General features: G+C 63.6%; 28 protein-coding genes. 11 read left to right on the top strand and 17 right to left on the bottom strand.

What is annotated here, in order from left to right; genetic code table 11:
- Positions 1-3: 3 nt before the first annotated feature.
- From hyi to ACSSVC_RS12455, 7 genes are all read left to right on the top strand, one after another.
- On the top strand, positions 4-786 hold the full coding sequence (hyi, locus tag ACSSVC_RS12485; protein ID WP_253084451.1) for a hydroxypyruvate isomerase: 783 nt from the start codon (positions 4-6) through the stop codon (positions 784-786).
- A 123-nt stretch (positions 787-909) separates the two neighbouring features.
- Positions 910-1,803 carry a 2-hydroxy-3-oxopropionate reductase gene (locus ACSSVC_RS12480; protein WP_346631961.1) on the top strand — a complete coding sequence of 298 codons (894 nt, stop codon included), beginning with the start codon at positions 910-912 and terminating at the stop codon, positions 1,801-1,803.
- 153 nt (positions 1,804-1,956) lie between these two features.
- On the top strand, positions 1,957-3,237 hold the full coding sequence (locus ACSSVC_RS12475; protein WP_446438872.1) for a glycerate kinase type-2 family protein: 1,281 nt from the start codon (positions 1,957-1,959) through the stop codon (positions 3,235-3,237).
- On the top strand, positions 3,227-4,642 hold the full coding sequence (gene pyk, locus ACSSVC_RS12470; RefSeq protein ID WP_346631963.1) for a pyruvate kinase: 1,416 nt from the start codon (positions 3,227-3,229) through the stop codon (positions 4,640-4,642). Before ACSSVC_RS12475 ends, pyk begins: the two co-directional genes overlap by 11 nt.
- A gap of 111 nt (positions 4,643-4,753) precedes the next feature.
- Positions 4,754-5,674, top strand: coding sequence for an urea transporter (locus ACSSVC_RS12465; protein ID WP_446438873.1), 921 nt, complete (start codon positions 4,754-4,756; stop codon positions 5,672-5,674).
- Between the two features lie 21 nt (positions 5,675-5,695).
- On the top strand, positions 5,696-6,520 hold the full coding sequence (locus ACSSVC_RS12460; protein WP_123723866.1) for an ion transporter: 825 nt from the start codon (positions 5,696-5,698) through the stop codon (positions 6,518-6,520).
- 90 nt (positions 6,521-6,610) lie between these two features.
- The gene (locus ACSSVC_RS12455; RefSeq protein ID WP_011060028.1) at positions 6,611-7,612 is read left to right on the top strand and encodes a sulfate ABC transporter substrate-binding protein; all 1,002 of its coding nucleotides are present in this window, start codon (positions 6,611-6,613) and stop codon (positions 7,610-7,612) included.
- A 63-nt stretch (positions 7,613-7,675) separates the two neighbouring features.
- On the opposite strand, the gene ACSSVC_RS12450 is transcribed toward ACSSVC_RS12455, so the two are convergent.
- Together ACSSVC_RS12450 and ACSSVC_RS12445 are read right to left on the bottom strand one after the other, a co-directional pair.
- The gene (locus ACSSVC_RS12450) at positions 7,676-8,125 is read right to left on the bottom strand and encodes a RidA family protein (protein WP_492612335.1); all 450 of its coding nucleotides are present in this window, start codon (positions 8,123-8,125) and stop codon (positions 7,676-7,678) included.
- A 146-nt stretch (positions 8,126-8,271) separates the two neighbouring features.
- Complete coding sequence (locus ACSSVC_RS12445) at positions 8,272-8,901, bottom strand: hypothetical protein (RefSeq protein ID WP_404938724.1); 630 nt, start codon at positions 8,899-8,901, stop codon at positions 8,272-8,274.
- Positions 8,902-9,163: 262 nt separating this feature from the next.
- Here ACSSVC_RS12445 and ACSSVC_RS12440 point away from each other — a divergent pair, with 262 nt between their 5' ends.
- Together ACSSVC_RS12440 and ACSSVC_RS12435 are read left to right on the top strand one after the other, a co-directional pair.
- Complete coding sequence (locus ACSSVC_RS12440) at positions 9,164-10,372, top strand: MFS transporter (protein ID WP_346631966.1); 1,209 nt, start codon at positions 9,164-9,166, stop codon at positions 10,370-10,372.
- 78 nt (positions 10,373-10,450) lie between these two features.
- Positions 10,451-11,335, top strand: coding sequence for a LysR family transcriptional regulator (locus ACSSVC_RS12435; RefSeq protein ID WP_346631967.1), 885 nt, complete (start codon positions 10,451-10,453; stop codon positions 11,333-11,335).
- 10 nt (positions 11,336-11,345) lie between these two features.
- On the opposite strand, the gene ACSSVC_RS12430 is transcribed toward ACSSVC_RS12435, so the two are convergent.
- The 11 genes from ACSSVC_RS12430 to ccmA form a co-directional block, all read right to left on the bottom strand.
- Entirely contained in the window at positions 11,346-12,488 is a 1,143-nt protein-coding gene (locus ACSSVC_RS12430; protein WP_346631968.1) for a BAR domain-containing protein, read from the bottom strand.
- 138 nt (positions 12,489-12,626) lie between these two features.
- Positions 12,627-13,034, bottom strand: a complete 408-nt coding sequence (locus ACSSVC_RS12425; RefSeq protein WP_123723872.1) for a hypothetical protein — start codon at positions 13,032-13,034, stop codon at positions 12,627-12,629.
- A gap of 14 nt (positions 13,035-13,048) precedes the next feature.
- Complete coding sequence (gene ccmI, locus ACSSVC_RS12420) at positions 13,049-14,254, bottom strand: c-type cytochrome biogenesis protein CcmI (protein ID WP_404938718.1); 1,206 nt, start codon at positions 14,252-14,254, stop codon at positions 13,049-13,051.
- Positions 14,251-14,721, bottom strand: coding sequence for a cytochrome c-type biogenesis protein (locus tag ACSSVC_RS12415; RefSeq protein ID WP_346631970.1), 471 nt, complete (start codon positions 14,719-14,721; stop codon positions 14,251-14,253). Before ACSSVC_RS12415 ends, ccmI begins: the two co-directional genes overlap by 4 nt.
- Entirely contained in the window at positions 14,718-15,254 is a 537-nt protein-coding gene (locus tag ACSSVC_RS12410; RefSeq protein WP_060838164.1) for a DsbE family thiol:disulfide interchange protein, read from the bottom strand. Before ACSSVC_RS12410 ends, ACSSVC_RS12415 begins: the two co-directional genes overlap by 4 nt.
- Positions 15,251-17,239 (bottom strand): heme lyase CcmF/NrfE family subunit, encoded by a 1,989-nt coding sequence (locus tag ACSSVC_RS12405; protein ID WP_402894265.1) that lies wholly within the window; start codon positions 17,237-17,239, stop codon positions 15,251-15,253. The genes ACSSVC_RS12410 and ACSSVC_RS12405 overlap by 4 nt, the downstream gene beginning before the upstream one ends.
- Before the next feature lie 3 nt (positions 17,240-17,242).
- Positions 17,243-17,698, bottom strand: coding sequence for a cytochrome c maturation protein CcmE (ccmE, locus tag ACSSVC_RS12400; RefSeq protein WP_011060019.1), 456 nt, complete (start codon positions 17,696-17,698; stop codon positions 17,243-17,245).
- Positions 17,695-17,871, bottom strand: coding sequence for a heme exporter protein CcmD (ccmD, locus tag ACSSVC_RS12395; RefSeq protein WP_011060018.1), 177 nt, complete (start codon positions 17,869-17,871; stop codon positions 17,695-17,697). The genes ccmE and ccmD overlap by 4 nt, the downstream gene beginning before the upstream one ends.
- The gene (locus ACSSVC_RS12390) at positions 17,871-18,623 is read right to left on the bottom strand and encodes a heme ABC transporter permease (RefSeq protein ID WP_346631973.1); all 753 of its coding nucleotides are present in this window, start codon (positions 18,621-18,623) and stop codon (positions 17,871-17,873) included. The genes ccmD and ACSSVC_RS12390 overlap by 1 nt, the downstream gene beginning before the upstream one ends.
- Before the next feature lie 78 nt (positions 18,624-18,701).
- A complete protein-coding gene (gene ccmB / locus ACSSVC_RS12385) occupies positions 18,702-19,370 on the bottom strand; it encodes a heme exporter protein CcmB (protein WP_060841898.1) in 669 nt (222 codons plus the stop codon).
- A complete protein-coding gene (ccmA, locus tag ACSSVC_RS12380) occupies positions 19,367-20,002 on the bottom strand; it encodes a cytochrome c biogenesis heme-transporting ATPase CcmA (RefSeq protein WP_346631974.1) in 636 nt (211 codons plus the stop codon). Before ccmA ends, ccmB begins: the two co-directional genes overlap by 4 nt.
- 196 nt (positions 20,003-20,198) lie before the next feature.
- On the opposite strand from ccmA, the gene fliK reads away from it, so the two are divergent.
- Both fliK and ACSSVC_RS12370 read left to right on the top strand, forming a co-directional pair.
- Positions 20,199-21,782 (top strand): flagellar hook-length control protein FliK, encoded by a 1,584-nt coding sequence (fliK, locus tag ACSSVC_RS12375; RefSeq protein WP_346631975.1) that lies wholly within the window; start codon positions 20,199-20,201, stop codon positions 21,780-21,782.
- A complete protein-coding gene (locus ACSSVC_RS12370) occupies positions 21,779-22,108 on the top strand; it encodes an EscU/YscU/HrcU family type III secretion system export apparatus switch protein (protein ID WP_102878869.1) in 330 nt (109 codons plus the stop codon). Before fliK ends, ACSSVC_RS12370 begins: the two co-directional genes overlap by 4 nt.
- 59 nt (positions 22,109-22,167) lie before the next feature.
- Here the strand turns inward: ACSSVC_RS12370 and ACSSVC_RS12365 are convergent, their stop codons facing one another.
- The 4 genes from ACSSVC_RS12365 to ACSSVC_RS12350 all read right to left on the bottom strand — a co-directional run bounded on the left by ACSSVC_RS12365 (position 22,168) and on the right by ACSSVC_RS12350 (position 24,895).
- A complete protein-coding gene (locus ACSSVC_RS12365) occupies positions 22,168-22,560 on the bottom strand; it encodes a DUF2802 domain-containing protein (RefSeq protein ID WP_123723879.1) in 393 nt (130 codons plus the stop codon).
- Positions 22,561-23,043 carry a chemotaxis protein CheW gene (locus tag ACSSVC_RS12360; RefSeq protein ID WP_011060011.1) on the bottom strand — a complete coding sequence of 161 codons (483 nt, stop codon included), beginning with the start codon at positions 23,041-23,043 and terminating at the stop codon, positions 22,561-22,563.
- A 79-nt stretch (positions 23,044-23,122) separates the two neighbouring features.
- Positions 23,123-24,022 carry a CheW domain-containing protein gene (locus ACSSVC_RS12355; RefSeq protein ID WP_492612334.1) on the bottom strand — a complete coding sequence of 300 codons (900 nt, stop codon included), beginning with the start codon at positions 24,020-24,022 and terminating at the stop codon, positions 23,123-23,125.
- A gap of 84 nt (positions 24,023-24,106) precedes the next feature.
- Positions 24,107-24,895, bottom strand: coding sequence for a ParA family protein (locus tag ACSSVC_RS12350; protein ID WP_346631977.1), 789 nt, complete (start codon positions 24,893-24,895; stop codon positions 24,107-24,109).
- Positions 24,896-24,913 lie beyond the last annotated feature (18 nt).

Below are 24,913 nucleotides of genomic sequence, written 5' to 3'. Positions count from 1 at the left end.
ACCATGCCGCGCTTTGCCGCCAACCTGTCCATGCTGTTCACCGAACAGGACTTCCTCGCCCGCTTCAAGGCCGCCGCCGATGCCGGCTTCAGTGGCGTCGAATACCTGTTCCCCTACGAATTCAGCTCTGCCGAAATCAAGGCTCAACTCGATGCCCACGGCCTGACCCAGGTGCTGTTCAACCTGCCGGCCGGCGACTGGGGCAAGGGGGAACGCGGTATCGCCTGCCTGCCCGACCGGGTCGAGGAGTTCCGTGCCGGAGTCGACCTGGCCATCGCCTACGCCCAGGTCCTGGGCAACACCCAGATCAACTGCCTGGCCGGTATCCGCCCCCAGGGGGCTGACGCCGCGTTGCTGGAAAAGACCTTCGTCGCCAACCTCAAGTACGCTGCCGACAAACTGCAGGCCGTCGGCATCAAGCTGGTGATGGAAGCCATCAACACCCGTGACATTCCCGGCTTCTACCTCAACAACACCGCCCAGGCGCTGTCGATCCGCGAGCAGGTGGGCAGTGCCAACCTGTTCCTGCAGTACGACATCTATCACATGCAAATCATGGAAGGTGACCTGGCGCGGACCATGGCCAACCACCTCAGCCAGATCAACCACATCCAGCTGGCGGACAACCCCGGGCGCAACGAACCAGGCACCGGCGAAATCAACTATCGCTTCCTCTTCGAGCACCTGGACAGCATCGGCTACCAGGGCTGGGTCGGCTGCGAATACAAGCCACTGACCACCACCGAAGCGGGCCTCGGCTGGCTGAAAACCCACAACGCAATCTGACCCTGTACCTGCGTAGGAGCCGGCTTGCCGGCGAACAGGCCCGCAAGCCTTGCGCCGCCCTCGTGGCCGCTTTCGCTGGTAAGCCAGCTCCTACAAGGTCCCGTTGAATAGAGGATTTTTATCATGGCTAAAATCGGATTTATCGGCACCGGCATCATGGGCCACCCTATGGCCGCGAACCTGCAGAAGGCCGGTCACTCCCTGCTGCTCTCGGAACACCATGGCAAGGCCCCTGCCGACCTGATTGCCGCCGGCGCGGTGGCTCTGGCCTCGCCCAGGGAAGTGGCCCAGGAAGCCGAATTCGTCATCATCATGGTGCCCGATACTCCCCAGGTCGAAGACGTACTGCTGCGTGCCGACGGCGTTGCCGCCGGGATCGGCAAGGGCAAGATCGTCATCGACATGAGCTCCATCTCCCCCACCGCGACCAAGGCCTTCGCCGCCAAGATCAACGAGAAAGGCGCGCAGTATCTGGACGCGCCAGTGTCCGGCGGTGAAGTCGGGGCCAAGGCCGCGACCCTGAGCATCATGGTCGGCGGTGACAGCCAGGCGTTCGAGCGCGCCCTGCCGCTGTTCCAGAGCATGGGCAAGAACATCACCCTGGTGGGTGGCAACGGTGACGGCCAGACCGCCAAGGTCGCCAACCAGATCATCGTCGCCCTGAACATCCAGGCCGTGGCCGAAGCCCTGCTGTTCGCCTCGAAAAACGGTGCCGACCCGGCCAAGGTGCGTGAAGCGCTGATGGGCGGCTTCGCCTCGTCGAAGATCCTCGAAGTGCACGGTGAACGCATGATCAAGGGCACTTTCGATCCGGGCTTCCGCATCAACCTGCACCAGAAGGACCTGAACCTGGCCCTCAGTGGCGCGCGCGAGCTGGGGATCAACCTGCCCAACACCGCCAATACCCAGCAAGTGTTCAGCACCTGCACCGCTATTGGTGGCGGCAACTGGGACCACTCGGCCCTGATCAAGGGCCTGGAACACATGGCCAACTTCTCCATCCGCGAAAAGAAATAAGCAGCATCCGTAGCCGCTGCCACAGGCTGCGCCAAGGTTCGCAGGAAACGCCTCACGGCGGGCCAGGGAAAGGCCCTGCTGACCTTGTCGCCGCCTGAGGTGGCGGCTACACCCGTTTCAAGCCCCCCATAACAAGAAATCCGGGAGCCCGCCATGTCGGTCGATCCGCAACAATTCCTCCGAGAGCTGTTCGCCACAGCCATCGACGCCGCCCATCCGCAACAGGTTCTCGAAGCCCATCTCCCCAGCGACCGTAGCGGCCGCGTCATCGTCATCGGTGCCGGCAAGGCAGCGGCGGCCATGGCTCAGGTCGTGGAACGCAGCTGGCAGGGCGAAGTCTCCGGGCTGGTGGTCACCCGCTACGGCCACGGCGCCCCCTGCAACAAGATCGAAGTGGTCGAGGCCGCTCACCCGGTGCCCGACGCGGCCGGCCTGGCCGTGGCCAAGCGAGTACTGGAACTGGTCAGCAACCTGTCGGAACAGGATCGGGTGATTTTCCTGCTGTCCGGTGGCGGTTCGGCGCTGCTGGCCCTGCCCGCCGCCGGCATCACCCTGGCCGACAAGCAGGCTATCAACAAGGCCCTGCTGAAGTCCGGCGCCACCATCGGCGAGATGAACTGCGTGCGCAAGCACCTCTCAGCGATCAAGGGCGGACGCCTGGCCAAGGCCTGCTGGCCGGCGACGGTCTACACCTATGCCATTTCCGACGTCCCCGGCGACCTGGCCACCGTCATCGCTTCCGGCCCCACAGTGGCCGATCCGAGCACCTCGGCCGAAGCCCTGGCGATTCTCAAGCGCTACGCCATTGAAGTGCCGACAGCAGTGCGCAACTGGTTGCAGAGCCCCGACTCGGAAACCGTCAAGCCCGGCGACCCGTGCCTGGAACGCAGCCACTTCCAGTTGATCGCCCGCCCCCAGCAATCCCTGGAAGCCGCCGCGGTGAAAGCTCGCCAGGCCGGCTACAGCCCGCTGATCCTCGGCGACCTGGAAGGCGAATCCCGGGAAGTGGCCAAGGTCCACGCCGGCATCGCCCGTCAGGTGGCCTTGCACGGCCAGCCACTGGCGGCGCCCTGTGTGATCCTTTCCGGCGGTGAAACCACGGTTACCGTGCGCGGCAAGGGGCGTGGCGGCCGCAATGCCGAGTTCCTCCTGAGCCTCACCGACAGCCTCAAGGGTCATCCCGGGATCTACGCCCTGGCCGGTGATACCGACGGCATCGACGGCTCCGAAGACAATGCCGGGGCGATCATGACCCCGGACAGCTACGCTCGTGCTGCGGCCCTGGGCCTGAGCGCCAGCGACGAGCTGGACAACAACAATGGCTATGGCTACTTCGCAGCCCTGGGCGACCTGATCGTCACCGAGCCGACCCGTACCAACGTCAACGACTTCCGCGCCATCCTGATCCTCGAGAACCCCAAACATGACGCCTGACAAGAAAGTCAAAATCCTCGCCACACTGGGGCCAGCCACCGACAGCATCGAGGACATCCGCGAACTGGTGCAGGCCGGCGTGAACATCTTCCGGCTCAACTTCAGCCACGGCAGCCACGCCGACCATGCCCAGCGTTATGAGTGGATTCGCCAGATCGAACGCGAGTTGAACCATCCCCTGGGCATCCTCATGGACCTGCAAGGACCGAAACTGCGGGTCGGCACCTTCGCCGAGGGCAAGGTCCAGCTGGTGCGGGGCCAGGCTCTGCGCCTGGATCTGGACCCGACGCCGGGGACCGCCCAGCGGGTCAACCTGCCGCACCCGGAAATCATCGCGGCCCTGGAGCCCGGAATGGACCTGCTGCTGGACGATGGCAAGCTGCGCCTGCGGGTCATCGTCAAGCAGGCGGACGCCATCGAGACCACCGTGCTCAATGGCGGCGAGCTGTCGGACCGCAAGGGCGTCAATGTGCCCCAGGCAGTGCTCGACCTCAGCCCGCTCACCGCCAAGGACCGCCGCGACCTGAGCTTCGGCCTGGAACTGGGCGTGGATTGGGTGGCGCTGTCCTTCGTGCAACGTCCGGAAGACATCCGTGAAGCCCGCACCCTGATTGGCGACAAGGCCTACCTGATGGCCAAGATCGAAAAGCCTTCCGCGGTGGCCCAACTGCGGGAAATCGCCGAACTGAGCGACGCGATCATGGTGGCCAGAGGCGACCTGGGGGTGGAAGTACCGGCGGAAAGCGTGCCGCAGATCCAGAAGAACATCATCACTACCTGCCGTCAGCTGGGCAAACCCGTAGTGGTCGCCACACAGATGCTGGAGTCCATGCGTTTCTCCCCGGCGCCCACCCGCGCCGAAGTGACCGACGTCGCCAATGCCGTGGCCGAAGGCAGCGATGCGGTAATGCTCTCGGCGGAAACCGCCTCCGGGGAGTACCCGCTGGAAGCGGTGCAGATGATGAGCAAGATCATTCGCCAGGTGGAAACCGGACCGGATTACCAGACTCAGCTGGACGTCAGCCGCCCCCAGGCCGATGCCACGGTTTCCGACGCCATCAGCTGCGCGATCCGCCGGGTGTGCAGCATCCTGCCCGTGGCGGTGCTGGTGAACTACAGCGAGTCCGGCAGTTCCACCCTGCGTGCCGCCCGGGAACGTCCTTCGGTACCTATCCTCAACCTGACGCCGAACCTGCAGACAGCACGCCGCTTGAGCCTGGCCTGGGGGGTGCACTCGGTGGTCAATGACCGCTTGCGCCAAGTGGACGAGGTCTGTGCCACGGCCCTGGAAATCGCCCAGGCCCAGGGTTTGGCCAAACGCGGGGATACCGTGGTGATCACCACCGGCGTGCCGTTCGGCCAGCCGGGAACCACCAACTCCCTGCGCGTCGAAACCCTTCTCTGACCCGCCGCCACTGCCGCCGCAGCGCCCCCGACCTGCAGCGCGCCTCCCGAAGAGGATGCCGCTGGGGTCGAACGCTGCGTGCGACGGCCGCCGCCTCCGCCGACTTTCGTCATGCCTTCACAGTCTTTCAATGCCTTCTGCCCCGACTGGGCCACTGCCTTGCTCAACGGTTTCAGTCAGATTTTCCTCCAGCGCCACCCGCTGTGCGGCCTGCTGTGCCTGCTGGCGATCCTGATCAGCGCCCCCGCCCTGCTCGGCGGAGCCCTGCTCGGTGCCCTGGCCGGCCTGCTCACCGCCCAGCAACGGGGCTACGCCAAGGCCGACCGGCAAGCCGGACTCTTCAGCTACAACGGCGTGCTCCTGGGCCTGCTGCTGAGCCAGTACCTGCCCTGGTCGGTGCTGCTGCCGCCGCTGATCATCGCCGCCGGCGGCCTCAGTGCGATCATCACCCAGCAATGGCTGAAACGGGCCCGCAGCCCCGCAAGCCTGCCAGCCTACACCGCGCCCTTCGTGGTCCTGGGCTGGCTGTTGCTGGGCCTGATGGAACCCTTGCAACTCATGCCCCAGGCGGTGCCCGACCTGTCCATGTGGAGCCTGCTGAGCGGCGTGTTCCAGGGCTTGGGCCAGATCATGTTCCTCGGCCAGCCACTGGCCGGGCTGCTGATTCTCCTCGGCCTGCTGCTGGCCAACCGCCGCGCCGCGACCTGGGTCCTGCTCGGTTCCGCCAGCGGCCTGGCCATGGCGCTATGGCTGCATGAGCCCGACCGGGCCCTGCTGGGCCTGGGCGGCTACAACTGTGCACTGGCGGCCCTGGCCCTGGGCCAAGGGTCGCGACGTCCGTGGCGACCACTGGCAGGGATGTGCCTGGCGCTGCTGATCACCCCGGGCATCGTCGCCCTGGGGCTGACACCCCTCACCGCCCCCTTCGTCCTGGCCTGCTGGCTGGTGCATGCCGCCACTCGGGTCCTGGGCCGTACCCCTGGGGACAACGCACCTTGCGCTCCCCCGGCAACTCCCCCTAGGCTTCGCTGATCTTTGATTCAGGCGACTCCCATGGTTAACCGCGACAACTGGCGCCAGCGCCTCTACGTGATGATCTTCCAGACCGATACGGTGGCGGGAAGACGCTTCGATACGACCTTGCTGCTGATCATCCTCGCCAGCCTGGTGATCGTGATCCTCGACAGCATCGACGAGGTGCACAGCAACTACGCCGACGTCCTGGCCTACATCGAATGGGGCTTCACCCTGATCTTCGCCATCGAGTACGGACTGCGCCTGTATTGCTCCCCCAAACCCTTGCGCTATGCCTTCAGTTTCTATGGCCTGGTGGACCTGCTGGCGATCGTCCCCGGCATCCTTGCCCTGTACTACAGCGACGCCCAGTACCTGTTGATCATTCGCATCATCCGCATGCTGCGGATCTTCCGCGTGCTCAAGCTGTCGCCCTACCTGAAACAGGCCCATTACCTGCTCGATGCCCTGCGCGGCAGCAAGCAGAAGATCCTGGTGTTCCTGCTCAGCGTCTGCACCCTGGTCACGGTGTTCGGCACCCTGATGTACGTGGTGGAAGGCCCGGAGCATGGTTTTACCAGTATCCCCAAGGGCATCTACTGGGCCATCGTGACCCTGACCACCGTAGGCTATGGCGATATCGTGCCCAAGACCGTGATCGGCCAGATGATTTCGTCCATGGTGATGATCACCGGTTACTCGATCATTGCCGTGCCTACCGGGATTTTCACCGCGGAGTTGGCCAGCGCCATGCGCGGCGAACAGCTCAAGCACGACTGCCCGGTGTGCCGCAAGAACAGCCACGAACCGGCCGCCGCCTTTTGCTCTCGCTGTGGCAATGCGCTGTTCAAGAAACTGGAATAAGCAAAGTACTTTTTAATCTTTAAAGAGATATAGCGCCCCGGCTATAGTCGGCGGCAAATTGCCTTCACTCTCGAACAAAAGGAATGTGCAGTGAAAAAACTCTTCAGCGCCTCGCTTCTGGCCGCCGGCCTGGCCCTGGGCAGCGTCGCCCAGGCCGCACCGACCCTGCTCAACGTGTCCTACGACGTGATGCGCGACTTCTACAAGGACTACAACGCGGCCTTCCAGAAACACTGGAAAGCCGAGCACAACGAAAACATCACCCTGCAGATGTCCTTCGGCGGCTCCAGCAAACAGGCACGCTCGGTGATCGACGGCCTGCCGGCGGATGTCATCACCATGAACATGGCCACCGACATCAACGCCCTGGCGGACAACGGCAAACTGGTGCCGGACAACTGGGTGACGCGCCTGCCGAACAACAGCGCCCCCTTCACCTCGGCCACGGTGTTCATCGTCCGCAAGGGCAACCCCAAGGCCCTGAAAGACTGGCCGGACCTGCTCAAGGACGGCGTGCAAGTGATTGTGCCCAACCCCAAGACCTCGGGTAACGGTCGCTACACCTACCTCTCGGCCTGGGGCTACGTACTGAAGAACGGCGGCGACGAGAACAAGGCCAAGGACTTCGTCGGCAAGCTCTTCAAGCAGGCACCGGTACTGGACACCGGTGGCCGCGCCGCCACCACTACCTTCATGACCAACCAGATTGGCGACGTGCTGGTGACCTTCGAGAACGAGGCGGAAATGATCGCCCGCGAATTCGGTCGCGATCAGTTCGAAGTGATCTACCCAAGCGTTTCCGCTGAAGCCGAGCCACCGGTGTCGGTGGTGGACAAGGTGGTGGAGAAGAAAGGCACCCGCGCTGCGGCCGAGGAATACCTGAAGTACCTGTGGTCGCCGGAAGGCCAGGAAATCGCTGCCAACAACTACCTGCGCCCACGGGACCCGAAAGTCCTGGCCAAGTACACCGACCGCTTCCCGAAAGTCGACTTCCTGTCGGTGGAAAAAACCTTCGGTGACTGGCGCAGCGTGCAGAAGACCCACTTCAACGACGGCGGGATCTTCGACCAGATCTACACCAACGCCAAGTGACACGGATAGGCCAATAAAAAAGCGACCGTAAAGGTCGCTTTTTTTATGCCGCCAATCCGGGACTCAGAGAGCCCGCGCCGAACTGAACTGCGCAGCTTCGGCCGCCTGATGACGCTCATCCAGCACCGCCTCGGCCTCGACTTCGATCAACCACTCCGGCAGCGACAATCCGCTGACGATGATCCATGAGGACGCCGGTGGCTGGCTGGCAAAACGCTCCAGCAATACCGCACTGATGTGCTCCTGCTGATCCCGCGCCGCTTCGGCGATGTAGATCCGCAACATCACCACATCCGCCAACTGACCTCCAGCCTCGGCCAGGACCCTCTCGATATTGTCGAAGGCCTGCTCGGTCTGCTGCCGCAGGCCAGGTCCCACGGTGCGCTCCTGCTCATCCACCCCCACCTGACCGGACAGCAGCAGGCGCCGGCCACCCCGCACTTCCACCGCCTGGCTGAAACCGTATTGCAGGGAATTGAACACACTGGCTGGGTTGAACGTTGACTTTTCCATAAGGGACTCCCACCGCACTGAACGACCGGAAACCCTAAACCAAGGCCTCTGCGACTTCCACTGCAAGCGCGGCGCAGCAACATTTGGCAATGCAAGCTTCAGCGCGCGGTTGCCAATGCAACATCACCGCCCAGTGCAGCGTGCCCTTACATCGGCGGTGCGACTCCGTCCTTGCCTGCGGAAATCGACTGTGCAGTGAGTTTGCCATCGGCGCTCTGGGTGACGAACATCACCACCTTGACCCCGGCCTTGAGCAGGCTGCGATCCCCCGGCGCCAGATTGACGATGGGCACATCGTCCGGCACCAGGATCTTCTGCTGCCCGTCCTTGTAATTGACGGTGAGGGTGCGGCCATTGCTCACCACCAGATCACCGACGCGGCCGTTGGTCATGCTGCTGCCCTTGACCAGGTCGAAGGGGCGATGACCATCGCCGGTACCGGCCAGTTGCGGTGGAAACACATGCACTTCCAGGGCCTTGAGGGTGCCGTCGGCCATGGGCATCGCGGCCGAGCCGATATAGCTGCCGGGCTTGATGTCCTCGATATTGGCCAGGGTCACTCCACGCACCTGGGTCTGCGGCGTCAGCTCGACACTGACGTTCTCGCCGCTGTTGACATGCACCCGCACGACATCGCCGCTGATCCCGGTGATTTCCCCGCGCACCCCCATGCGCATGCCCGGAGCATCCTGGGCCTGGGCCGCAACACTGCCCAACATGAGCATCAGGGCCAGGCATTGAACCCTGCACAACAGACCAAGCAAAGACCGATTCATGGAACGGATTTCCTCAACTGAAAAAGTGCAAGGCAGCAGCATGCTGCCCCCGGGGCCGTAAAGAACATGAGCATGCTATCGAACAAGATGTAAGTAAATGTATCATCAGCCCTCGGCAGCGGCACGCCCCGGCAATCTCCAGAGCGCCATGAATCAGGCATTTATTCCCAGCAGGAATGAATGCTATCGCCCCGCCCTCTCTACTGCGTTACCCCGCGGTCTCTTAACCTCGCTCCATCCTTTCGCCGCCAAGAGAAACCTGATGACTTCCACGACCCAGGTGCTGCCCGCCAGCAACGTGACAATGACCCGAGGCATGGTGCTGCTGTTCGCCTTCTGCTGCGGCGCCATCGTCGCCAACATCTACTACGCACAACCGATCATCGAGCTGATCGCCCCGGACCTGGGCCTGTCCAGCTCCCTGGCCAGCCTGATCGTGTCCCTGACCCAGATCGGCTATGCCCTGGGCCTGTTCTTCCTGGTGCCTCTGGGCGACCTGCTGGAAAACCGCCGGTTGATGATCATCACCACTGTGGTGGCCATCGCCAGCCTGCTGGGGGCTGCGTATACCCAGCAGCCCAACGCTTTCCTGCTGGTATCGCTGCTGATCGGCTTCAGTTCGGTCTCGGTGCAGATCCTCATTCCCCTGGCTGCGCACCTGGCCCCCGAGGAGTCCCGGGGACGAGTGGTGGGCGGCATCATGGGCGGCCTGCTGCTGGGGATTCTCCTGGCCCGACCGGTGTCCAGCGTGGTGGCCGACCTCTTCGGCTGGCGCGCGATGTTCATCGCCGCCGCAGTGCTGATGGCCGGCATCAGCCTGGTATTGATGCTGACCATACCCAAGCGCCAGCCGGCCCACAGCGCCACCTACGGCCAACTGCTGCGCTCCCTGGGCGGCCTGCTGCGCCAGCAACCGGTCCTGCGCCAACGAGCCTTCTATCAGGGCTGCATGTTCGCCACCTTCAGCCTGTTCTGGACCGCCGCGCCCCTGGAACTGGCACGGCATCACGGTCTGTCACAAAGCCAGATCGCGATCTTCGCCCTGGTGGGTGCCATCGGCGCCATCGCCGCCCCCATCAGCGGACGCCTCGCGGATGCCGGCCATACCCGCATCGCCTCGCTGCTGGCCATGCTCCTGGCGGCCCTGAGCTTTATCCCGACACTGATCCATCCCGCCTACAGCGTCATCGGCCTGGCAGTGACCGGGGTGGTCCTGGATTTCTGCGTGCAGATGAACATGGTGCTCGGCCAACGGGCGGTGTATGCCCTGGACGCCCACAGTCGCAGTCGCCTCAACGCGCTGTACATGACCAGCATCTTCATCGGCGGCGCCTTCGGCTCATCGATTGCCAGTGCGGTGTACGAACACGGCGGCTGGCTCGGAGTGGTGCTGGTGGGCAGTGGGTTTCCACTGCTGGCCCTGCTGCGCTTCCTGCTGGTGGCGGACAACCGCCGCGCGGCCCGCACCTAGGCCGTGCGCCCAGGACCCGATAAACGTTTGGGCGCACACTCCCCAAGTGACCCCTTCTCAACCCAGCAAGGACAACCGATGGACCGCCTGGCCGCGATGGAAACCTTTGTACATGTGGTGGAAAGCGGCTCCTTCTCCGCTGCCGCCCGGCGCCTGAACCTGGGTCAGCCCGCCGTGTCGAAAAGCATCGCCCAGCTGGAGGCCTATCTGCAGGTGCGGCTGTTGCTGCGCTCCACCCGCGGCCTGAGCCCCACCGAAGCCGGCCTGGCCTTCTTCGAACGGGCCAAACGCACCCTGGAGGAAGCCAGCGAAGCGGAAAGTGCCGCCCGGGGCTCGGCCTCCCAGTTGCGCGGCACCTTGCGTATCTGCGCTGCGGTGACCTTCGCCCGCCTGCATATCGTTCCTCACCTGGGGCCCTTTCTCGAGCGCCACCCCGAGTTGCAGATCGACGTGGTGATGGATGATCACACCATCAATCTGGTGGAGGCGGGAGTGGATGTGGCCCTGCGCATGGGCAGCCTTGCCGACTCGACCCTCATCGCCCGCAAGATCGCCGAGTGCCCGCGCCTGCTGCTGGCCACTCCCGAGTACTTCGCCGAGCACGGCGAACCGCAGCATCCCGGTGAACTGACCGGGCATCAGGCGGTGATCTACAGCCGGGGGCCTGGCAATCTCTGGCACTTTGCCCAAGGCGACGACGAGCAACGGGTGAGTGTCAGCGGCAGGGTTCGAGTGAATGCCGCGGAAGGCTTGCGTGAATCGGTACTGGCCCACCAGGGGCTGGCAATGGCCTCGCAATGGATGTTTGCCCCGGAGCTGGCCAAGGGTGCGGTCAAGGCCGTGCTCACGGATTGGCAACTGCCCCGGCAACAGCTGTGGGCCGTGTTTCCCGGCGGGCGCCTGGTGAGTGCCAAGGCCCGGGCGTTTGTGGACTATGTGGAGCAGTTGCTGGAACGTCTCTGAAACCCTGGCCTCAGATACGCTCGCGCACCAGCACTTCGATATTCGTCGCCTCACCCCAGCGCCGCAGCCGGTCGATCAGGCTCAGGTCGGTTTCACCCACCAGATACAGGACGTCGATGGTCTGGATCGCGGCCCACTGGACGAACTCACTGCTGTCGAACTCGCCAAGACTGGCGAGCTGGAACTCGTTCTCGTAGAAACCTGGGATCACCGGGACCGGGGTGTCCTGGGGACTGGCCCCGGCAATGAACGGGCAGGACAGGTGCACCACGCCCCAATGGGCCACACGCCAGTTCCTCAGGGCTTCGTCCAGACGCGCACGGGCACCGCGGACAAAGCCCAGGCCGTCGATCACCACCCGCCGGTTGACGATCAGCCACAGCTTGCGCCGGCGTGGCGCCTTGAGCAGTACCTCGCCGGTAACCTTGGACGCCCGCAGCGCCAAGGCGATCACCAGCAGCAAAGGTGCGCAGTAGCCATAGAGCCTCTCGGTCTGACTGACCTCAGTCAGGCCATGCAAGCGCTGCACCTCGGCCCGCTGGTGCTCCAGCTCACTGAAGCTTTCCCCCAGGCGCTGCAGCCATTGCTGCACCAGCGGCGCTGAATACTCACCACGAAGGTCGCCCAGGGCCTGCTGCACCTTGATCACGGCCAAAGCCGACAGACGCCCATCGGCAGAACGCTCCAATGTGCCAAAGCGTTCGCACAGGTTGCTGACCTGGGCGGCATCCTGAGGCTCATGCAGCTCCAGCGCCGCCTTGCAGTGAGCGCTGCCGAGCATGTCGTCGATCTCGGCCAGCACTCTGCGCTGCGCTGCGTCCCGGGCACTTTGTGCCAACTGGTAGTCACTCTGGAACCAGTCCACCCGCACCGCCTGGGTGGCGCTGATCAGGGCCAGGGCAGCCAGCAGCAGCCAGCCGTAGTCGACTTTCTTCCAGCCGACCTCCCCCAAGCGGAAAACCGAGATCAGGCTCCAGCAGAAGACGTAGTACATGAAAGCGAAGGCCACCAGCAGGTACACCGGTGCCACGGACAAATAGATCAGCTCCGGCACGTCCGCCGGCCCCAGGCCGTACAACAGCAGCAGGACGCAGACCACAGCCAGCCAAAACACCATCGGCGCGACATAGGGTTTGTTCAGGTCTTTCTTCATCGGGCGCTCAACGGCTGATACTCAGGAACACCCCGCTGTATCGGCCAGCCTGGGCGGGGCTTAAATAATCCGCTGACCGCGGCAAGGCCGGCGCGGGCTCTGGCCCGCGCCTATGCAGTCAGGCAATAGCGTTGCAGATTACTGGAACTGGCGCCCCAGCCCTGCGGGTACACCATGGATGTCGGTGTCTTCCCAGGGACCGTCGGGGCTGATGGAACGGCTCCAGCCGTTGTTCCAACGGTAATAGGTGCGCTGGCGATAGAAGGTGTTGTTCTGGTTATCCAGCACATAGACCCCCAGCCGTGCATCCCAGTGGCTGTGCCCGCCGGGTGGCGGAGCGAAGCTGGCGGAGGTGCGTGGCAGAGGCTTGGCGGCGGGAACCGGCGCGCCGGGCTTGCCGGGAGCGGGAGCCGTGGACGGGACCGGGCGCGTACTCGGTCCCGCGGGCGGGATGGGTTCAGAGGAGGTCGGCGCCGGCCGATGGACCGTACAAGCGCTCAACCCCAGGACCAGTGACAACAGGGTGATACGAGCGATGGCGGTCATGGCGGCTTCTCTGATTATTGATCCGGACTGTCGATGGTCAGCTGTTGCGCGGCAGTGGTGCTGCTGGACAGGGGCTGGCTCTGCCCGACCCACTCGCCGGCCGTTGGCTGGCCGGCACGGGAAATGCGCGCAACCAGTTGGACTTCAGGGAAGTTCGACAGTTTCAACTGCGGCATCATCGCGTCGCTATCACCCAGCTCCACAGTGGCCGGCAGATCGGCGACGGTCAGGCGCTTGGCTGCCAACGGCGCGGGTGGGCCCTGGGTGGCGCGGGCGAAGATGAACACACTGTCACCCGGCTGGACCTTGGCCTTGAGCTCCGCGGCCAGATCGACCCGGACCTTGAGCAAGGCACCCTTGGCCTTGACCGCAGGCTCGGCCGCGACCTTGCCGCCGGCCGCCAGCAGTTTCTCGCTGGCGCGATCGATGCCCCCCTGCAACGCGGCACGGGAGTTGTCCTCCGGCGGCAATTGAGCCTGCAGGCGCTTCCAGTAATCGATGGCCTCCTGGAAACGCCCGCCTTCGAAGGCGGCGATACCCAGCAACCCGAGACTGGTGACTTCATTGGGATCGGCCTTCAGCGCTTCATCGGTCAAGCCCTGGACCTTGTCCGACCATTGCTTGTTATCGGCAAAGTACTGCGCCTGGGCCCATTGCCCCAACAGCTCGGGCTGGCGTCCGGCCAGGGCCACGGTGCGCTCGAAGATCTTCGCCGCGTCCGCTGGACGGTCCTGGGCCATGTAGGTACGCCCAAGGAAATACAGGCCCTCGGCAGAATCCGGCTGAGCCGCCACCGCGCGCTCCAGGCGCCGGGTCATTTCTTCCATGGACTGCGGCGCCTGGGCGAATTCCCGGGTCAGCTCGACCTTGTCGCTGGCACCAAAGTGCAGGTAAAGACCCAGGCCCAGCACCGGTACCAGCAACGCCGCCAGCAACGGCAGCGGCTTGCCCAGGCGCGAGGTCCGCGCCGGGCCGCTGCCTTCGGTGTCCGCCAACAGTTCCCGGGCCGCTTCCGCACGCCCCGCGTCCATCTGCTCGGCACTGAGCACGCCTTCCGCTTGCTGGCCGTGCAGCTCAGCCACGCGCTCTTCATAAAGCGCCACGTTCAGCGCGGTACGATCCTCTTCACGTTGGGCACGACGCTCACGCAATACCGGGATCAACAGGAAACTCAGGGCGATCAGGAGCAGCAGACCTGCTGCAAGCCAGAAATCAATCATGGGTGGTTTTTATCCAGCAGTTGGTCGAGGCGCTGACGCTCTTCGACGGAAAGCGTGTTCGGGCTGTCGCTGCGCTCGACGCGACGACGCCGGACAATCACGGCAATGATCACCAGGCCGCCCAGCAGCAGGCCGGCAGGGCCGAACCAGAGCAAGGCGGTCTTGCCGGTCAGGGCCGGCTTGTAACGCACGAAGTCACCGTAGCGATCCACCATGAAGTCGATGATCTGCTGATTGTCCTTGCCCTCGCCGAGCATGCGGAAAATCTCCTTGCGCAGGTCGGCGGCAATCGGTGCATTGGAATCGGCGATGTCCTGGTTCTGGCACTTGGGGCAGCGCAGTTCCTTGGTCAGTTCGTGAAACCTTTCGCGGTCAGTGTCATTGGCGAACTGGTAGGTATCAATGGCAGCGTGGGCCACACCAGCGATGCTCAGGCCGAGGATAGCGGCGGCTAACCAGCGCTTCATGGCTTGGCCTCATCTACCAGGGCCTGGTACTTGGCGGCGAGCTGTTCGCGCCACACCACTTCGTCGATCACCCCGACGAACTTGTCACGGATGATGCCCTTGGCATCTATGAAGAAGGTTTCCGGGGCACCGTAGACACCCAGGTTGAGCCCCAGGGAACCCTCCTCGTCACGCACGTCCAGCAGGTAGGGGTTGTGGAATTCGGCCAGCCACTTCAGGGCGTCGGCGTTGACGTCCTTGTAGTTGATGCCGTAGATCACCACGCCCTTCTCGGCGAGCTTGTTCAGCACCGGATGCTCGACCCGGCAGGAAATGCACCAGGTGCCCCAGACGTTGACCAAGGCCGGCTTGCCCAGCAGGTCGGCGCGGGTCAGGGTCTTGTCGCCCTGCACCGAGGGCAGGGAGAACTCGGGGAACGGCTTGCCGATCATCGCCGACGGCAGCTCGGCCGGGTCCAGATACAACCCGCGATAGAGAAACACCGCCACCACCAGGAACACCGCCAGGGGCAACATCATCATCCAGCGTCTCATGCGGTGGCTCCTGTCATGCCCAGCGCTTCGCGCACCCGGCTTTTAACCTTGACCCGATAACGCCGATCCATCGCCGCCAGCAAGCCACCGAACCCGGTGAGCAGGCCGCCGAACCAGATCCAGCGCACGAACGGCTTGACGTGCACCCGCACTGCCCAGGCGCCATCACCCAGGGATTCGCCCAGGGCGACGTACAGGTCACGAGTGAAACCGGCATCGATGCCGGCTTCGGTCATCATCGAACTCTGCACGGTGTACAGGCGTTTTTCCGGATGCAGCACCGCCACTTCCTTGCCGTTGCGGACCACGCGGACGGTGCCCTTGTCGGAGGTGAAGTTCGGCCCTTCGAAATGCTTGGCGCCTTCGAAAATGAAGTGATAACCGGCCAGTTCCATGGACTCGCCCGGCTCCAGGCGCAGGTCGCGCTCGGCGCTGTTCTGGCTCGACAGCACCACGCCCAGGGCGCAGACCGCAATGCCCAGGTGCGCCAGCTGCATGCCCCAATAGCTGCGAGTCAGGCTCGGCAGGCCCTTGATCAGGCCCTTGTGGCGGGTCTTGTCGAAGATGTCGCGGACCCCGGCCAGCAGCACCCAGGCCGCCAGCAGGAAGGTCGCCAGCACCGCCCAGTTGAAGTCACCGTAGGCAATGCCGGCCACCACGGCCAAGGCCACGCTGCCCAGCAGCACCGGACCGAGCATGCCCGCCAGCCATTTCACCGGAGTGTCTTTCCAGCGCACCAGCACGCCCACCGCCATCACCACCATCAGCAACGCCATCAACGGAATGAACAGTGCATTGAAGTACGGCGGGCCTACCGACAGCTTGGCCCCGGTCAGGGCGTCCAGCACCAGCGGATACAGGGTGCCCAGCAGGATCATCGACGCCGCTACCACCAGCACCAGATTGTTACCCAATAGCAGGGTTTCCCGGGACCACAGGTTGAAGCCTACATGGCTCTTGACCACCGGCGCCCGCAGGGCGAACAGGGTCAGCGAGCCTCCCACCACGAACAGCAGGAAGATCAGGATGAACACGCCGCGCTCAGGGTCCGAGGCAAAGGCGTGCACCGACGTCAGGACCCCGGAGCGCACCAGGAAGGTCCCCAGCAGGCTCAGGGAAAAGGCGGCAATGGCCAACAGCACGGTCCAGCTCTTGAACACACCGCGCTTTTCGGTAACCGCCAGGGAGTGGATCAGGGCCGTGCCCACCAGCCAGGGCATGAAGGACGCGTTCTCCACCGGGTCCCAGAACCACCAGCCGCCCCAGCCCAGTTCGTAGTAGGCCCACCAGGAGCCCAGGGTGATACCAATGCCGAGGAAGGCCCAGGCGACGATGGTCCAGGGCCGCGACCAGCGTGCCCAGGCAGCGTCCAGGCGACCGCCGAGCAGCGCGGCGATGGCAAAGGCGAAGGCCACCGAGAAACCGACGTAGCCCATGTACAGCATGGGCGGGTGGACGATCAGGCCGATGTCCTGCAACAGCGGGTTGAGGTCGCGACCGTCCGCCGGCACCTGGGGCAGAATCCGCGAAAACGGGTTGGAGGTCATGATCAGGAACAGCAGGAAGCCGGTGCTGATCATGCCCATCACCGCCAGCACCCGGGCCAGCATCACTTGCGGCAACTGGCGCGAGAACACCGACACGGCGAAGGTCCAGCCTCCGAGGATCAGCGCCCAGAGCAGCAGCGAGCCTTCGTGGGCGCCCCACACCGCGCTGAACTTGTAGTACCAGGGCAAGGCGGTGTTGGAGTTGCTGGCGACATAGGCCACCGAGAAGTCGTCGCTCATGAAAGCGTAGGTCAGGCAGCCGAAGGCGAACACCAGGAAGGCGAACTGGCCCCAGGCGGCCGGCTGGGCCAGGCTCATCCACAGGCGATCGCCGCGCCAGGCGCCCAGCAATGGCACCACGGCCTGGACCAGGGCAAAGCACAGGGCGAGGATCATCGCCAGGTGGCCGAGTTCGGGAACGAACAGTGCGGAACTCATGGCTTAACCCTCTTTCGCTGGTGTCGGTGCCGACTGACCGCTGTCTTTCAGGGCCTTGGTGACTTCCGGCGGCATGTATTTCTCATCGTGCTTGGCCAGCACTTCATCGGCCACCACCACGCCATCGGCGTTGAGCTTGCCCAGGGCCACGATGCCCTGCCCTTCACGGAACAGGTCCGGAAGGATGCCGCGGTAAGTGATGGTCACCGACTTGTTGAAGTCGGTGACCACGAATTTCACGTCCAGGGAGTCGGCGGAACGCTGCAGGGAGCCGGCCTGGACCATGCCGCCAGCGCGAATCCGCGTGTCCAGCGGTGCTTCGCCGTTGGCGATCTGGGTCGGGGTGTAGAACAGGTTGATGTTTTCCTTCAGCGCACTCAGGGCCAGGCCGACGGCGATGCCGACGCCGACCAGAATCGCCAGGATGATCAAAAGACGCTTTTTACGCAGCGGATTCACTTACCGTTCTCCCGGCGCAGACGACGCGCCTCTTGTTGCAGATAACGCTTGCGGGCCAGGATCGGCGCCACCAGCTCACGAGCCAGGACGACCAGGCAAATGCCATAGGCCGACCAGACGTAGAGGCCGTGATGGCCCATGGCAAGAAAATCGCTGAAGGATGCAAAACTCATTATGCGGCCTCCAGGCTGCGTTGGACTTCGGCCTTGACCCAGCTGGTCCGGGCTTCGCGCTTGAGCACCTCAAGGCGCATGCGCAGCAACAGCAGCACGCCAAAGAAACAATAGAAACCCAAGGACGTCAGCAGCAGCGGCAACCACATTTCCACCGGCATGGCGGGCTTTTCGGTGAGGGTGAAAGTCGCCCCCTGGTGCAGGGTATTCCACCACTCCACCGAGTATTTGATGATCGGGATATTCACCACGCCGACAATCGCCAGCACCGCGCAGGCCTTGGCGGCGCTGTCACGATTGCTGATGGCGGCATTGAGCGCAATCAGACCTGCGTACAGAAACAGCAGGATCAGCATCGACGTTAGTCGCGCATCCCAGACCCACCAGGAGCCCCAGGTCGGCTTGCCCCAGATTGCCCCGGTTACCAGGGCCAGGAAGGTGATCGAATGCCCGATGGGCGCCGCGCATTGCAGGGCGACATCGGCCAGTTTCATTTTCCACACCAGCCCGACCACACCGCACACCGCCAGCATTACGTAGCAGGACTGGGCCAGCATCGCCATCGGCACATGGATGTAGATGATGCGAAAGCTGTTGCCTTGCTGGTAGTCCGGTGGCGCAAAGGCCAGGCCCCAGACCACGCCGATGCCGATCAGCAACACGGCGGCGACGCTCAGCCAGGGCAGCAGCTTGCCGCTGATGCCGTAAAACCATTTAGGCGAGCCGAGCTTATGAAACCAAGTCCAGTTCATTCGTTGTTTCCATCACGGTTGCTCTTCGCTTTCACGAACAGCCAGGGTCTTTACTGGTTAAAAAACAACCAGACCTCATTATTCGCCGACGCTGATCTTCAGGCCAGCAGCTATTGCAAAGGGTGTAAGGGTCACTGCCAGGGCGGTCAGGCTCCCAAGCCACAGCAGATAACCTGTCGCCGGCATGCCCTGCAGTGCCGCCTGCAGGGCGCCACTGCCGAGAATCAGTACCGGGATGTACAAAGGCAGGATCAGCAACGCCAGCAGCAAGCCACCACGCTTCAACCCCACCGTCAGGGCTGCACCCACTGCGCCGAGCAGGCTCAGCACCGGAGTGCCCAGCAGCAATGACAGCAACAACACCGGCAGGCAGGCGGTAGGCAAGCCGAGCATCAAGGCCAGCAAGGGTGCAAGCAATACCAGTGCCAGGCCGGAAAAGGCCCAGTGTGCCAGTACCTTGGCCAAAACCAGAAGAGGCAGGGGGTGCGACGAAAGGACCCACTGTTCAAGGGATCCGTCCTCGAAATCACTGCGAAAAAGCCCGTCCAGCGAGAGCAGGACGGACAATAAGGCCGCTACCCAGACCAGCCCTGGAGACAAGGTTTGCAACAGATTTGTCTCAGGTCCCACGGCCAACGGGAACAGTGCAACGACGATGGCGAAGAACACCAGAGGGTTGGCCAGCTCCGCCGGGCGTCGAAACAGCAAACGCGCTTCACGGGCCAGCAATTGGGCAAAGACGCTCATGCCGCCCACCGCCCCAGATCCAGATCGCGGTAGCCCGCCGGCATGCGGGTCAAAGTGTGGTGAGTGGTCAGGACCACCATGCCGCCACGCTCACAATGATTGGCCAGGTGCTCCTCGAGCTGGGCCACACCCTGTTTGTCCAGGGCGGTGAAGGGCTCGTCGAGAATCCACAGCGGCGGCCCGTCCAGATACAGCCGGGCCAGGGCCACACGGCGCTGCTGGCCAGCGGACAGAGTGTGGCAAGCGACGTCTTCGAAGCCGCGCAGGCCGACGGCAGCCAGGGCCTGCCAGATGGCGTCGCGCGTTGCCGACTGGTGCAGAGCACAGAGCCAGTTGAGATTTTCTTCGGGGGTCAGGACATCCTTGATTCCGGCGGCGTGGCCGATCCACAACAGATTGCGCGCCAGTTCGGCACGCTGGGCATGCAAGGGCTGGCCATTGAGCAGTACCTGGCCGCTGGTGGGTTGCATCAGGCCGGCCAGCAGACGTAGCAGGCTGGTCTTGCCACTGCCGTTGGGGCCACTGATCTGCACCATGTCTCCGCCCGTCAGACGCAACTCGAGGTGTTCAAACAGCATCCGCCAGTCGCGCTCACAGGCGAGTGCTACGGCTTCGAGAAGAGGGCTGGTCAAGGGATAGCGGGCCTTTACGGGTTCAAGTCGGCGATGGAGCGGCCGTTAAAGGGATGCAGGATAAATGCATTGGCGGCCTGTTCTAGAGAGCTGCGTCAAACATTTGCAATGTTTTCACCACTCCCCCAAAGACGAGCGGCATTATACATGCGAAGCCCTACGCTAATGAGGGCTAATTTCCACAGGTTGTGTCCGAATGACAGGCGAAATGAACATCCTCCCGCTGCCCCAGGCGCCCGCTCCCGGCACCTCGCGCCCGCAGGTGATCAGCGGCGAACTGCTCAAGTTGGTGCAACCCATTGAAGGCCTGATTGCCGCAGGCCAGAGTGCCAAGGCCGAAGTGCTGTCCCTCAAGCAGGCCGACCAGACCTTCCAGTTGCTGCTCAAGGTCACCCTGGACAACGGCCGGCAGACCACCGTGCAGGCCACCAGCAGCCAACCGCTGCCCCAGGGCACCAGCCTGGCGGTCACCCAGCCGTCTGCGGGTAATCTGGCGATCACCGTGCAGCAGGCCATCGCGTCCAACGTTGCCGCCCTGACTCGCCTGGATACCACCCAACTGCCGGCCGGCACCCTGCTCCAGGGCAAGGTGCTGACCACGCAAGCCCTGCCTCAGGGCAACAATCAGCCGGCGATCTACCGCTCCCTGGTAAGCCTGCTCAACACCGCGCAAAGTGGCGCTACCCTGAGCATCGACAGCCCGCAGCCGCTGCGTATCGGCAGCCTGCTCAGCGCCTTGGTCTCAGACTCGCAAACCCTGAATTTCGTCCCCCTGAGCAACCGCCAGGAACAGCTGGCCATCGCTGCTCAGCTGTCTAGCCAGCAAAGCCGCCAAGGCTCCCTGAGCGGACTGATCAACGTTCTGCAGAACCTGCCAGCCGACAGCCCACTGCCCACTGTTTCAGCCGACCTGCGGGCCGCCGTGGAGCGACTACTGGCCGGCCTACCGGACCCACAGCAATTGAGCAGCCCCCGGGGAGTGGCCCAGGCCCTGCTGGGCAGCGGCCTGTTCCTGGAAGCCAAGCTGCTGGCCGGAGCCAACCCGGGGCAGGCTCCGGACATGAAGGGCGACCTGCTGCGCCTGATCGCGCAGTTGACGCCGGCCCTGCCCGCCTCCAGCAGTTTCAACGCGATCATCGCCGCCAACACCCTGGCGCAGTCATTACCGAGCTTCGTGCGCAGTGCCCTGGGCACCCTCGGCCAGGTCAGCGCCAAGACGCCGCCCAGCGGCTTCCCGCTGCCGGCACGGCTGCTGCAAAGCCTGGAGGGTGAAGGTGATCTGGAGCACTTGCTGCGCCTGGCCGCCGCCGCGGTATCACGCCTGCAGAGCCATCAACTGGCGAGTCTGGAGCAGAGCGGCCAGACCGACGATGGCCGGCAATTGACCACCTGGCAGCTGGAAATCCCCATGCGCAACCTGCAGGACATCGTGCCCTTGCAGGTCAAAATGCAGCGCGAAGAAGCGCCGGAGCCGGAGCCGCAACAAAAACGTGAAGAGCGAGAACCCAAGCAGCCCTTGTGGCGGCTCGATCTGGCCTTCGACCTGGAGCCCCTGGGCCCCTTACAGGTCCAGGCACAACTGATTCAAGGCCGGCTGTCCAGCCAGCTGTGGGCCGAACGCCCCTACACCGCGAGCCTGATCGAAAGCCACCTGGGCAGCCTGCGGGAACGCCTGCTGGCTTCCGGGCTGGATGTCGGCGACTTGGACTGCCACCTGGGCATCCCGCCCCAGGGCCCGCAAACCCGATTGGAACAACGCTGGGTCGACGAAACCGCATGAAGCACACACCTCCTCCACGCCAGGCCATTGCCCTCAAGTACGACGGCCAGCAAGCCCCGACCCTGACCGCCAAGGGCGACGATGAACTGGCGGAAGCCATCCTGAAGATCGCCCGGGACTATGAAGTGCCGATCTATGAAAATGCCGAGCTGGTGAAGCTGTTGGCGCGTCTGGAATTGGGCGAGAGCATTCCACCGGAGCTGTACCGGACCATCGCCGAAATCATCGCCTTCGCCTGGAACCTCAAGGGCAAGTTTCCGGCCGGGCATGATCCGCATCAGGTGGAGCTGGAGAAGGACATCACCGAGCGCGGTGACGATTATTGAAGAGAGGCCGCAGCAGGCGCTAAAGCGCAAGCTCCCCGGAGGAAGCTTGCGACTGGTGGCTAGCCTTTGTGCAGCTTGCTGACCAGCTCCGCCTCGGCCTGGGTCAAGCCGCAGGACTGGGTCAGCTCGTCGACACTGGCGCCCATGCCCACCAGGCGCGCGGCCTGGGCGAAGGACAGGCTGGAAGGGTCACGCTGCTCCAGCTGGGCCAGTTTGTCCGGCAAGGGGCCCACTACCGCTCGCAGTTCGTGCAGATCCTCGCCCATGCGCACCGTACCGCTCTGGTAATGGTCAACGCGCTTGGCCAGTTCCTTGATCCGCTGGTCGCGCACGGCATCGCCTTCGGCCTGTTGCGCGGCGATCTGCCGCTGATTGCGGGTGTACGACAGGAATAGCGCCACAGTGGCGACCCAAAGGATCGCCAGGACAATCACCGCTACCTCGAGGATCAATCAGATACTCTCCAGTTCCGACCATTCCTCTTCGCTCATCATCTTGTCCAGCTCAACCAGAATCAGCAGTTCGCCGTTCTTGTTGCAGACGCCCTGAATGAACTTGGCCGACTCTTCGTTACCGACGTTTGGCGCGGTTTCGACTTCCGACTGACGCAGGTAAACCACTTCCGCCACGCTGTCGACCATGATCCCGACCACTTGCTTGTCGGCTTCGATGATGACGATCCGGGTGTTGTCGTTGACTTCGGTAGGCACCAGGCCGAAACGCTGACGGGTGTCGATCACGGTGACCACATTGCCGCGCAGGTTGATGATCCCCAGCACATAGCTTGGGGCACCCGGTACCGGAGCGATCTCGGTGTAGCGCAGGACTTCCTGGACGCGCATCACGTTGATGCCGTAGGACTCGTTATCCAGCTTGAAGGTGACCCATTGCAGGATCGGATCTTCGGAACCCTGTGCAGACGACGACTTATTCATACCCTGACCCCTCAAAAAACCGTTGAAAACGGCGTGTGTTCTGTGTGGCCACATCCGACGGACGCGGCCTGTTGTTGGTTTACTTCGGCTTGTGGGCCGCTTGACTGATAGCCATCTGCTTGGCGCCGCCGGTGGCAATCAACTCGGCCAGTTCAGCAACGTCGAGCAAGGCACACATATGTTCAATCACCGTGCCGGCCAGCCACGGGCGCTGACCACGATGACTGCGCCACTTGATTTCGTTGGGGTCCAGGCGCAGGGAGCGACTGACCTGATGCACTGCCAGCCCCCACTCGTAGCCCTGGACCGAGATCACATACTGCAGGCCCTGGCGGAAATCATCGCGGTAGCGATCGGGCATGACCCAGCGCGCGGTATCCAGCACCTTCAGGTTGCCGGCCTGGCTCGGCAGGATGCCGAGGAACCATTCCGGCTGTCCGAACAGCGGTGTCAGTTCCTGCCCTGCCAGGGAATAGATCGACCCCAGGCATACCAGCGGCACTGCCAGAGTCAGACCGGCGACATCGAACAACAGGCATTCGAAAGGCTCGGCCGCCCAGCTGGGACGGTCGCTACCGGTGACCGGAGGCGGTGTATTGCTCGGCGGCAGGTGAACTTCCACCAATGGCGGCACCAGGGCCTGGAGCAGCGGCACCACCGGCGAGATCGAACTCGGCAAGGGTTCCGGGGCTTCCATTACTGCCGGTGTCAGCGGCGCAGGCGCAGGTGCAGCATCCCGGGCGGCGGGTGCCGCCTGGTGCTGGGCCTGTGCATCCCGCGCCTGCTCTTCCAGTACTGCAGCCTGGAACTCATCCAGTACTTCGCTGGAAGCCGCAAGTGTTACCGGCGGGGCCGGCGGAGCAACCTGGACCGGCGGCTCCGGTAGCTGTTCCTCTTCGGTAGCATCCTGCAGCAAAGCGTCCAGGTACGACTGCAGCGCCAGCTGGGGCCGGCTCTTGATATCCAGAGGACGGTTCATGAGGATGCCCACGCAAAAACCCCGATACAGTGATCTGTAGGGGTTATCGGCCGGGCTGTCGAGTGACTTGAATAGCGCTTCACGTCAAGCCACCTGCGCCACGAGTTGTTGAGCCAGCAGATGCTTGAGCAAGGCCTTGTAGGCCAGTACACCGCGGCTCTTGGCATCGAACTGAGAAGGGGTGACCCCTGCCCGGCTGGCATCCCGCAAGCGGGTATCCACCGGGATATAGCCCTGCCAGATTTCTTCGGGAAACTTGTCCCGCAAAATCCGCAGAGTGCCCAGGGAAGCCTGGGTCCGGCGATCGAACAGGGTCGGCACAATGGTGAACGGCAGCGGCTGCTTGCGCGAGCGATTGACCATCGCCAGGGTGTTGACCATGCGCTCCAGCCCCTTGACCGCCAAGTGCTCGGTCTGCACCGGAATCACCAGTTGCTGACTGGCCGCCAGGGCGTTGACCATCAACACACCGAGCAACGGCGGGCTGTCGATCACCGCGTAATCGAAATCCTGCCACAGCTGCGCCAGGCTCTTGGCGATCACGAGGCCAAGGCCACTCTGCCCCGGCGACTGGCGCTCGAGGGTGGCCAGAGCGGTGCTCGACGGCAACAATGAAATGCGCTCATGGCTGGTGCCCAGCAACAACTGGCCCGGCAGGTCCTGGGGCACATTGCCCTTGTGCAGGAACAGGTCGTAGCTGCTGTGCTCCAGGCTGTCCGGGTCATAGCCGAAGTAGCTGGTCATGGAACCGTGGGGGTCGAGATCGACCACGACCACGCGCTTGCCCGCCTCGGCCAGCAAACCGGCTAAAGCGATGGAACTGGTGGTTTTACCGACACCACCCTTTTGATTGGCAACTGCCCAGACTCTCATTCGGTTTGTTCCTCCCGC

The sequence above is a fragment of the Pseudomonas sp. E1BtOHC1 genome (genome assembly GCF_058744285.1).
Note: the sequence above shows the minus strand (reverse complement) of the source record. Positions and strands in the feature narration are given on the sequence as shown.

Coding starts and splice junctions, on each gene's coding strand:
- hyi (WP_253084451.1), top strand. CDS start 4: ATGCCGCGCTTTGCCGCCAACCTGTCCATGCTGTTCACCGAACAGGAC.
- ACSSVC_RS12480 (WP_346631961.1), top strand. CDS start 910: ATGGCTAAAATCGGATTTATCGGCACCGGCATCATGGGCCACCCTATG.
- ACSSVC_RS12475 (WP_446438872.1), top strand. CDS start 1,957: ATGTCGGTCGATCCGCAACAATTCCTCCGAGAGCTGTTCGCCACAGCC.
- pyk (WP_346631963.1), top strand. CDS start 3,227: ATGACGCCTGACAAGAAAGTCAAAATCCTCGCCACACTGGGGCCAGCC.
- ACSSVC_RS12465 (WP_446438873.1), top strand. CDS start 4,754: ATGCCTTCACAGTCTTTCAATGCCTTCTGCCCCGACTGGGCCACTGCC.
- ACSSVC_RS12460 (WP_123723866.1), top strand. CDS start 5,696: ATGGTTAACCGCGACAACTGGCGCCAGCGCCTCTACGTGATGATCTTC.
- ACSSVC_RS12450 (WP_492612335.1), bottom strand. CDS start 8,125: ATGGAAAAGTCAACGTTCAACCCAGCCAGTGTGTTCAATTCCCTGCAA.
- ACSSVC_RS12445 (WP_404938724.1), bottom strand. CDS start 8,901: ATGAATCGGTCTTTGCTTGGTCTGTTGTGCAGGGTTCAATGCCTGGCC.
- ACSSVC_RS12440 (WP_346631966.1), top strand. CDS start 9,164: ATGACTTCCACGACCCAGGTGCTGCCCGCCAGCAACGTGACAATGACC.
- ACSSVC_RS12435 (WP_346631967.1), top strand. CDS start 10,451: ATGGACCGCCTGGCCGCGATGGAAACCTTTGTACATGTGGTGGAAAGC.
- ACSSVC_RS12430 (WP_346631968.1), bottom strand. CDS start 12,488: ATGAAGAAAGACCTGAACAAACCCTATGTCGCGCCGATGGTGTTTTGG.
- ACSSVC_RS12425 (WP_123723872.1), bottom strand. CDS start 13,034: ATGACCGCCATCGCTCGTATCACCCTGTTGTCACTGGTCCTGGGGTTG.
- ccmI (WP_404938718.1), bottom strand. CDS start 14,254: ATGATTGATTTCTGGCTTGCAGCAGGTCTGCTGCTCCTGATCGCCCTG.
- ACSSVC_RS12415 (WP_346631970.1), bottom strand. CDS start 14,721: ATGAAGCGCTGGTTAGCCGCCGCTATCCTCGGCCTGAGCATCGCTGGT.
- ACSSVC_RS12410 (WP_060838164.1), bottom strand. CDS start 15,254: ATGAGACGCTGGATGATGATGTTGCCCCTGGCGGTGTTCCTGGTGGTG.
- ACSSVC_RS12405 (WP_402894265.1), bottom strand. CDS start 17,239: ATGAGTTCCGCACTGTTCGTTCCCGAACTCGGCCACCTGGCGATGATC.
- ccmD (WP_011060018.1), bottom strand. CDS start 17,871: ATGAGTTTTGCATCCTTCAGCGATTTTCTTGCCATGGGCCATCACGGC.
- ACSSVC_RS12390 (WP_346631973.1), bottom strand. CDS start 18,623: ATGAACTGGACTTGGTTTCATAAGCTCGGCTCGCCTAAATGGTTTTAC.
- ccmB (WP_060841898.1), bottom strand. CDS start 19,370: ATGAGCGTCTTTGCCCAATTGCTGGCCCGTGAAGCGCGTTTGCTGTTT.
- fliK (WP_346631975.1), top strand. CDS start 20,199: ATGACAGGCGAAATGAACATCCTCCCGCTGCCCCAGGCGCCCGCTCCC.
- ACSSVC_RS12370 (WP_102878869.1), top strand. CDS start 21,779: ATGAAGCACACACCTCCTCCACGCCAGGCCATTGCCCTCAAGTACGAC.
- ACSSVC_RS12360 (WP_011060011.1), bottom strand. CDS start 23,043: ATGAATAAGTCGTCGTCTGCACAGGGTTCCGAAGATCCGATCCTGCAA.
- ACSSVC_RS12355 (WP_492612334.1), bottom strand. CDS start 24,022: ATGAACCGTCCTCTGGATATCAAGAGCCGGCCCCAGCTGGCGCTGCAG.
- ACSSVC_RS12350 (WP_346631977.1), bottom strand. CDS start 24,895: ATGAGAGTCTGGGCAGTTGCCAATCAAAAGGGTGGTGTCGGTAAAACC.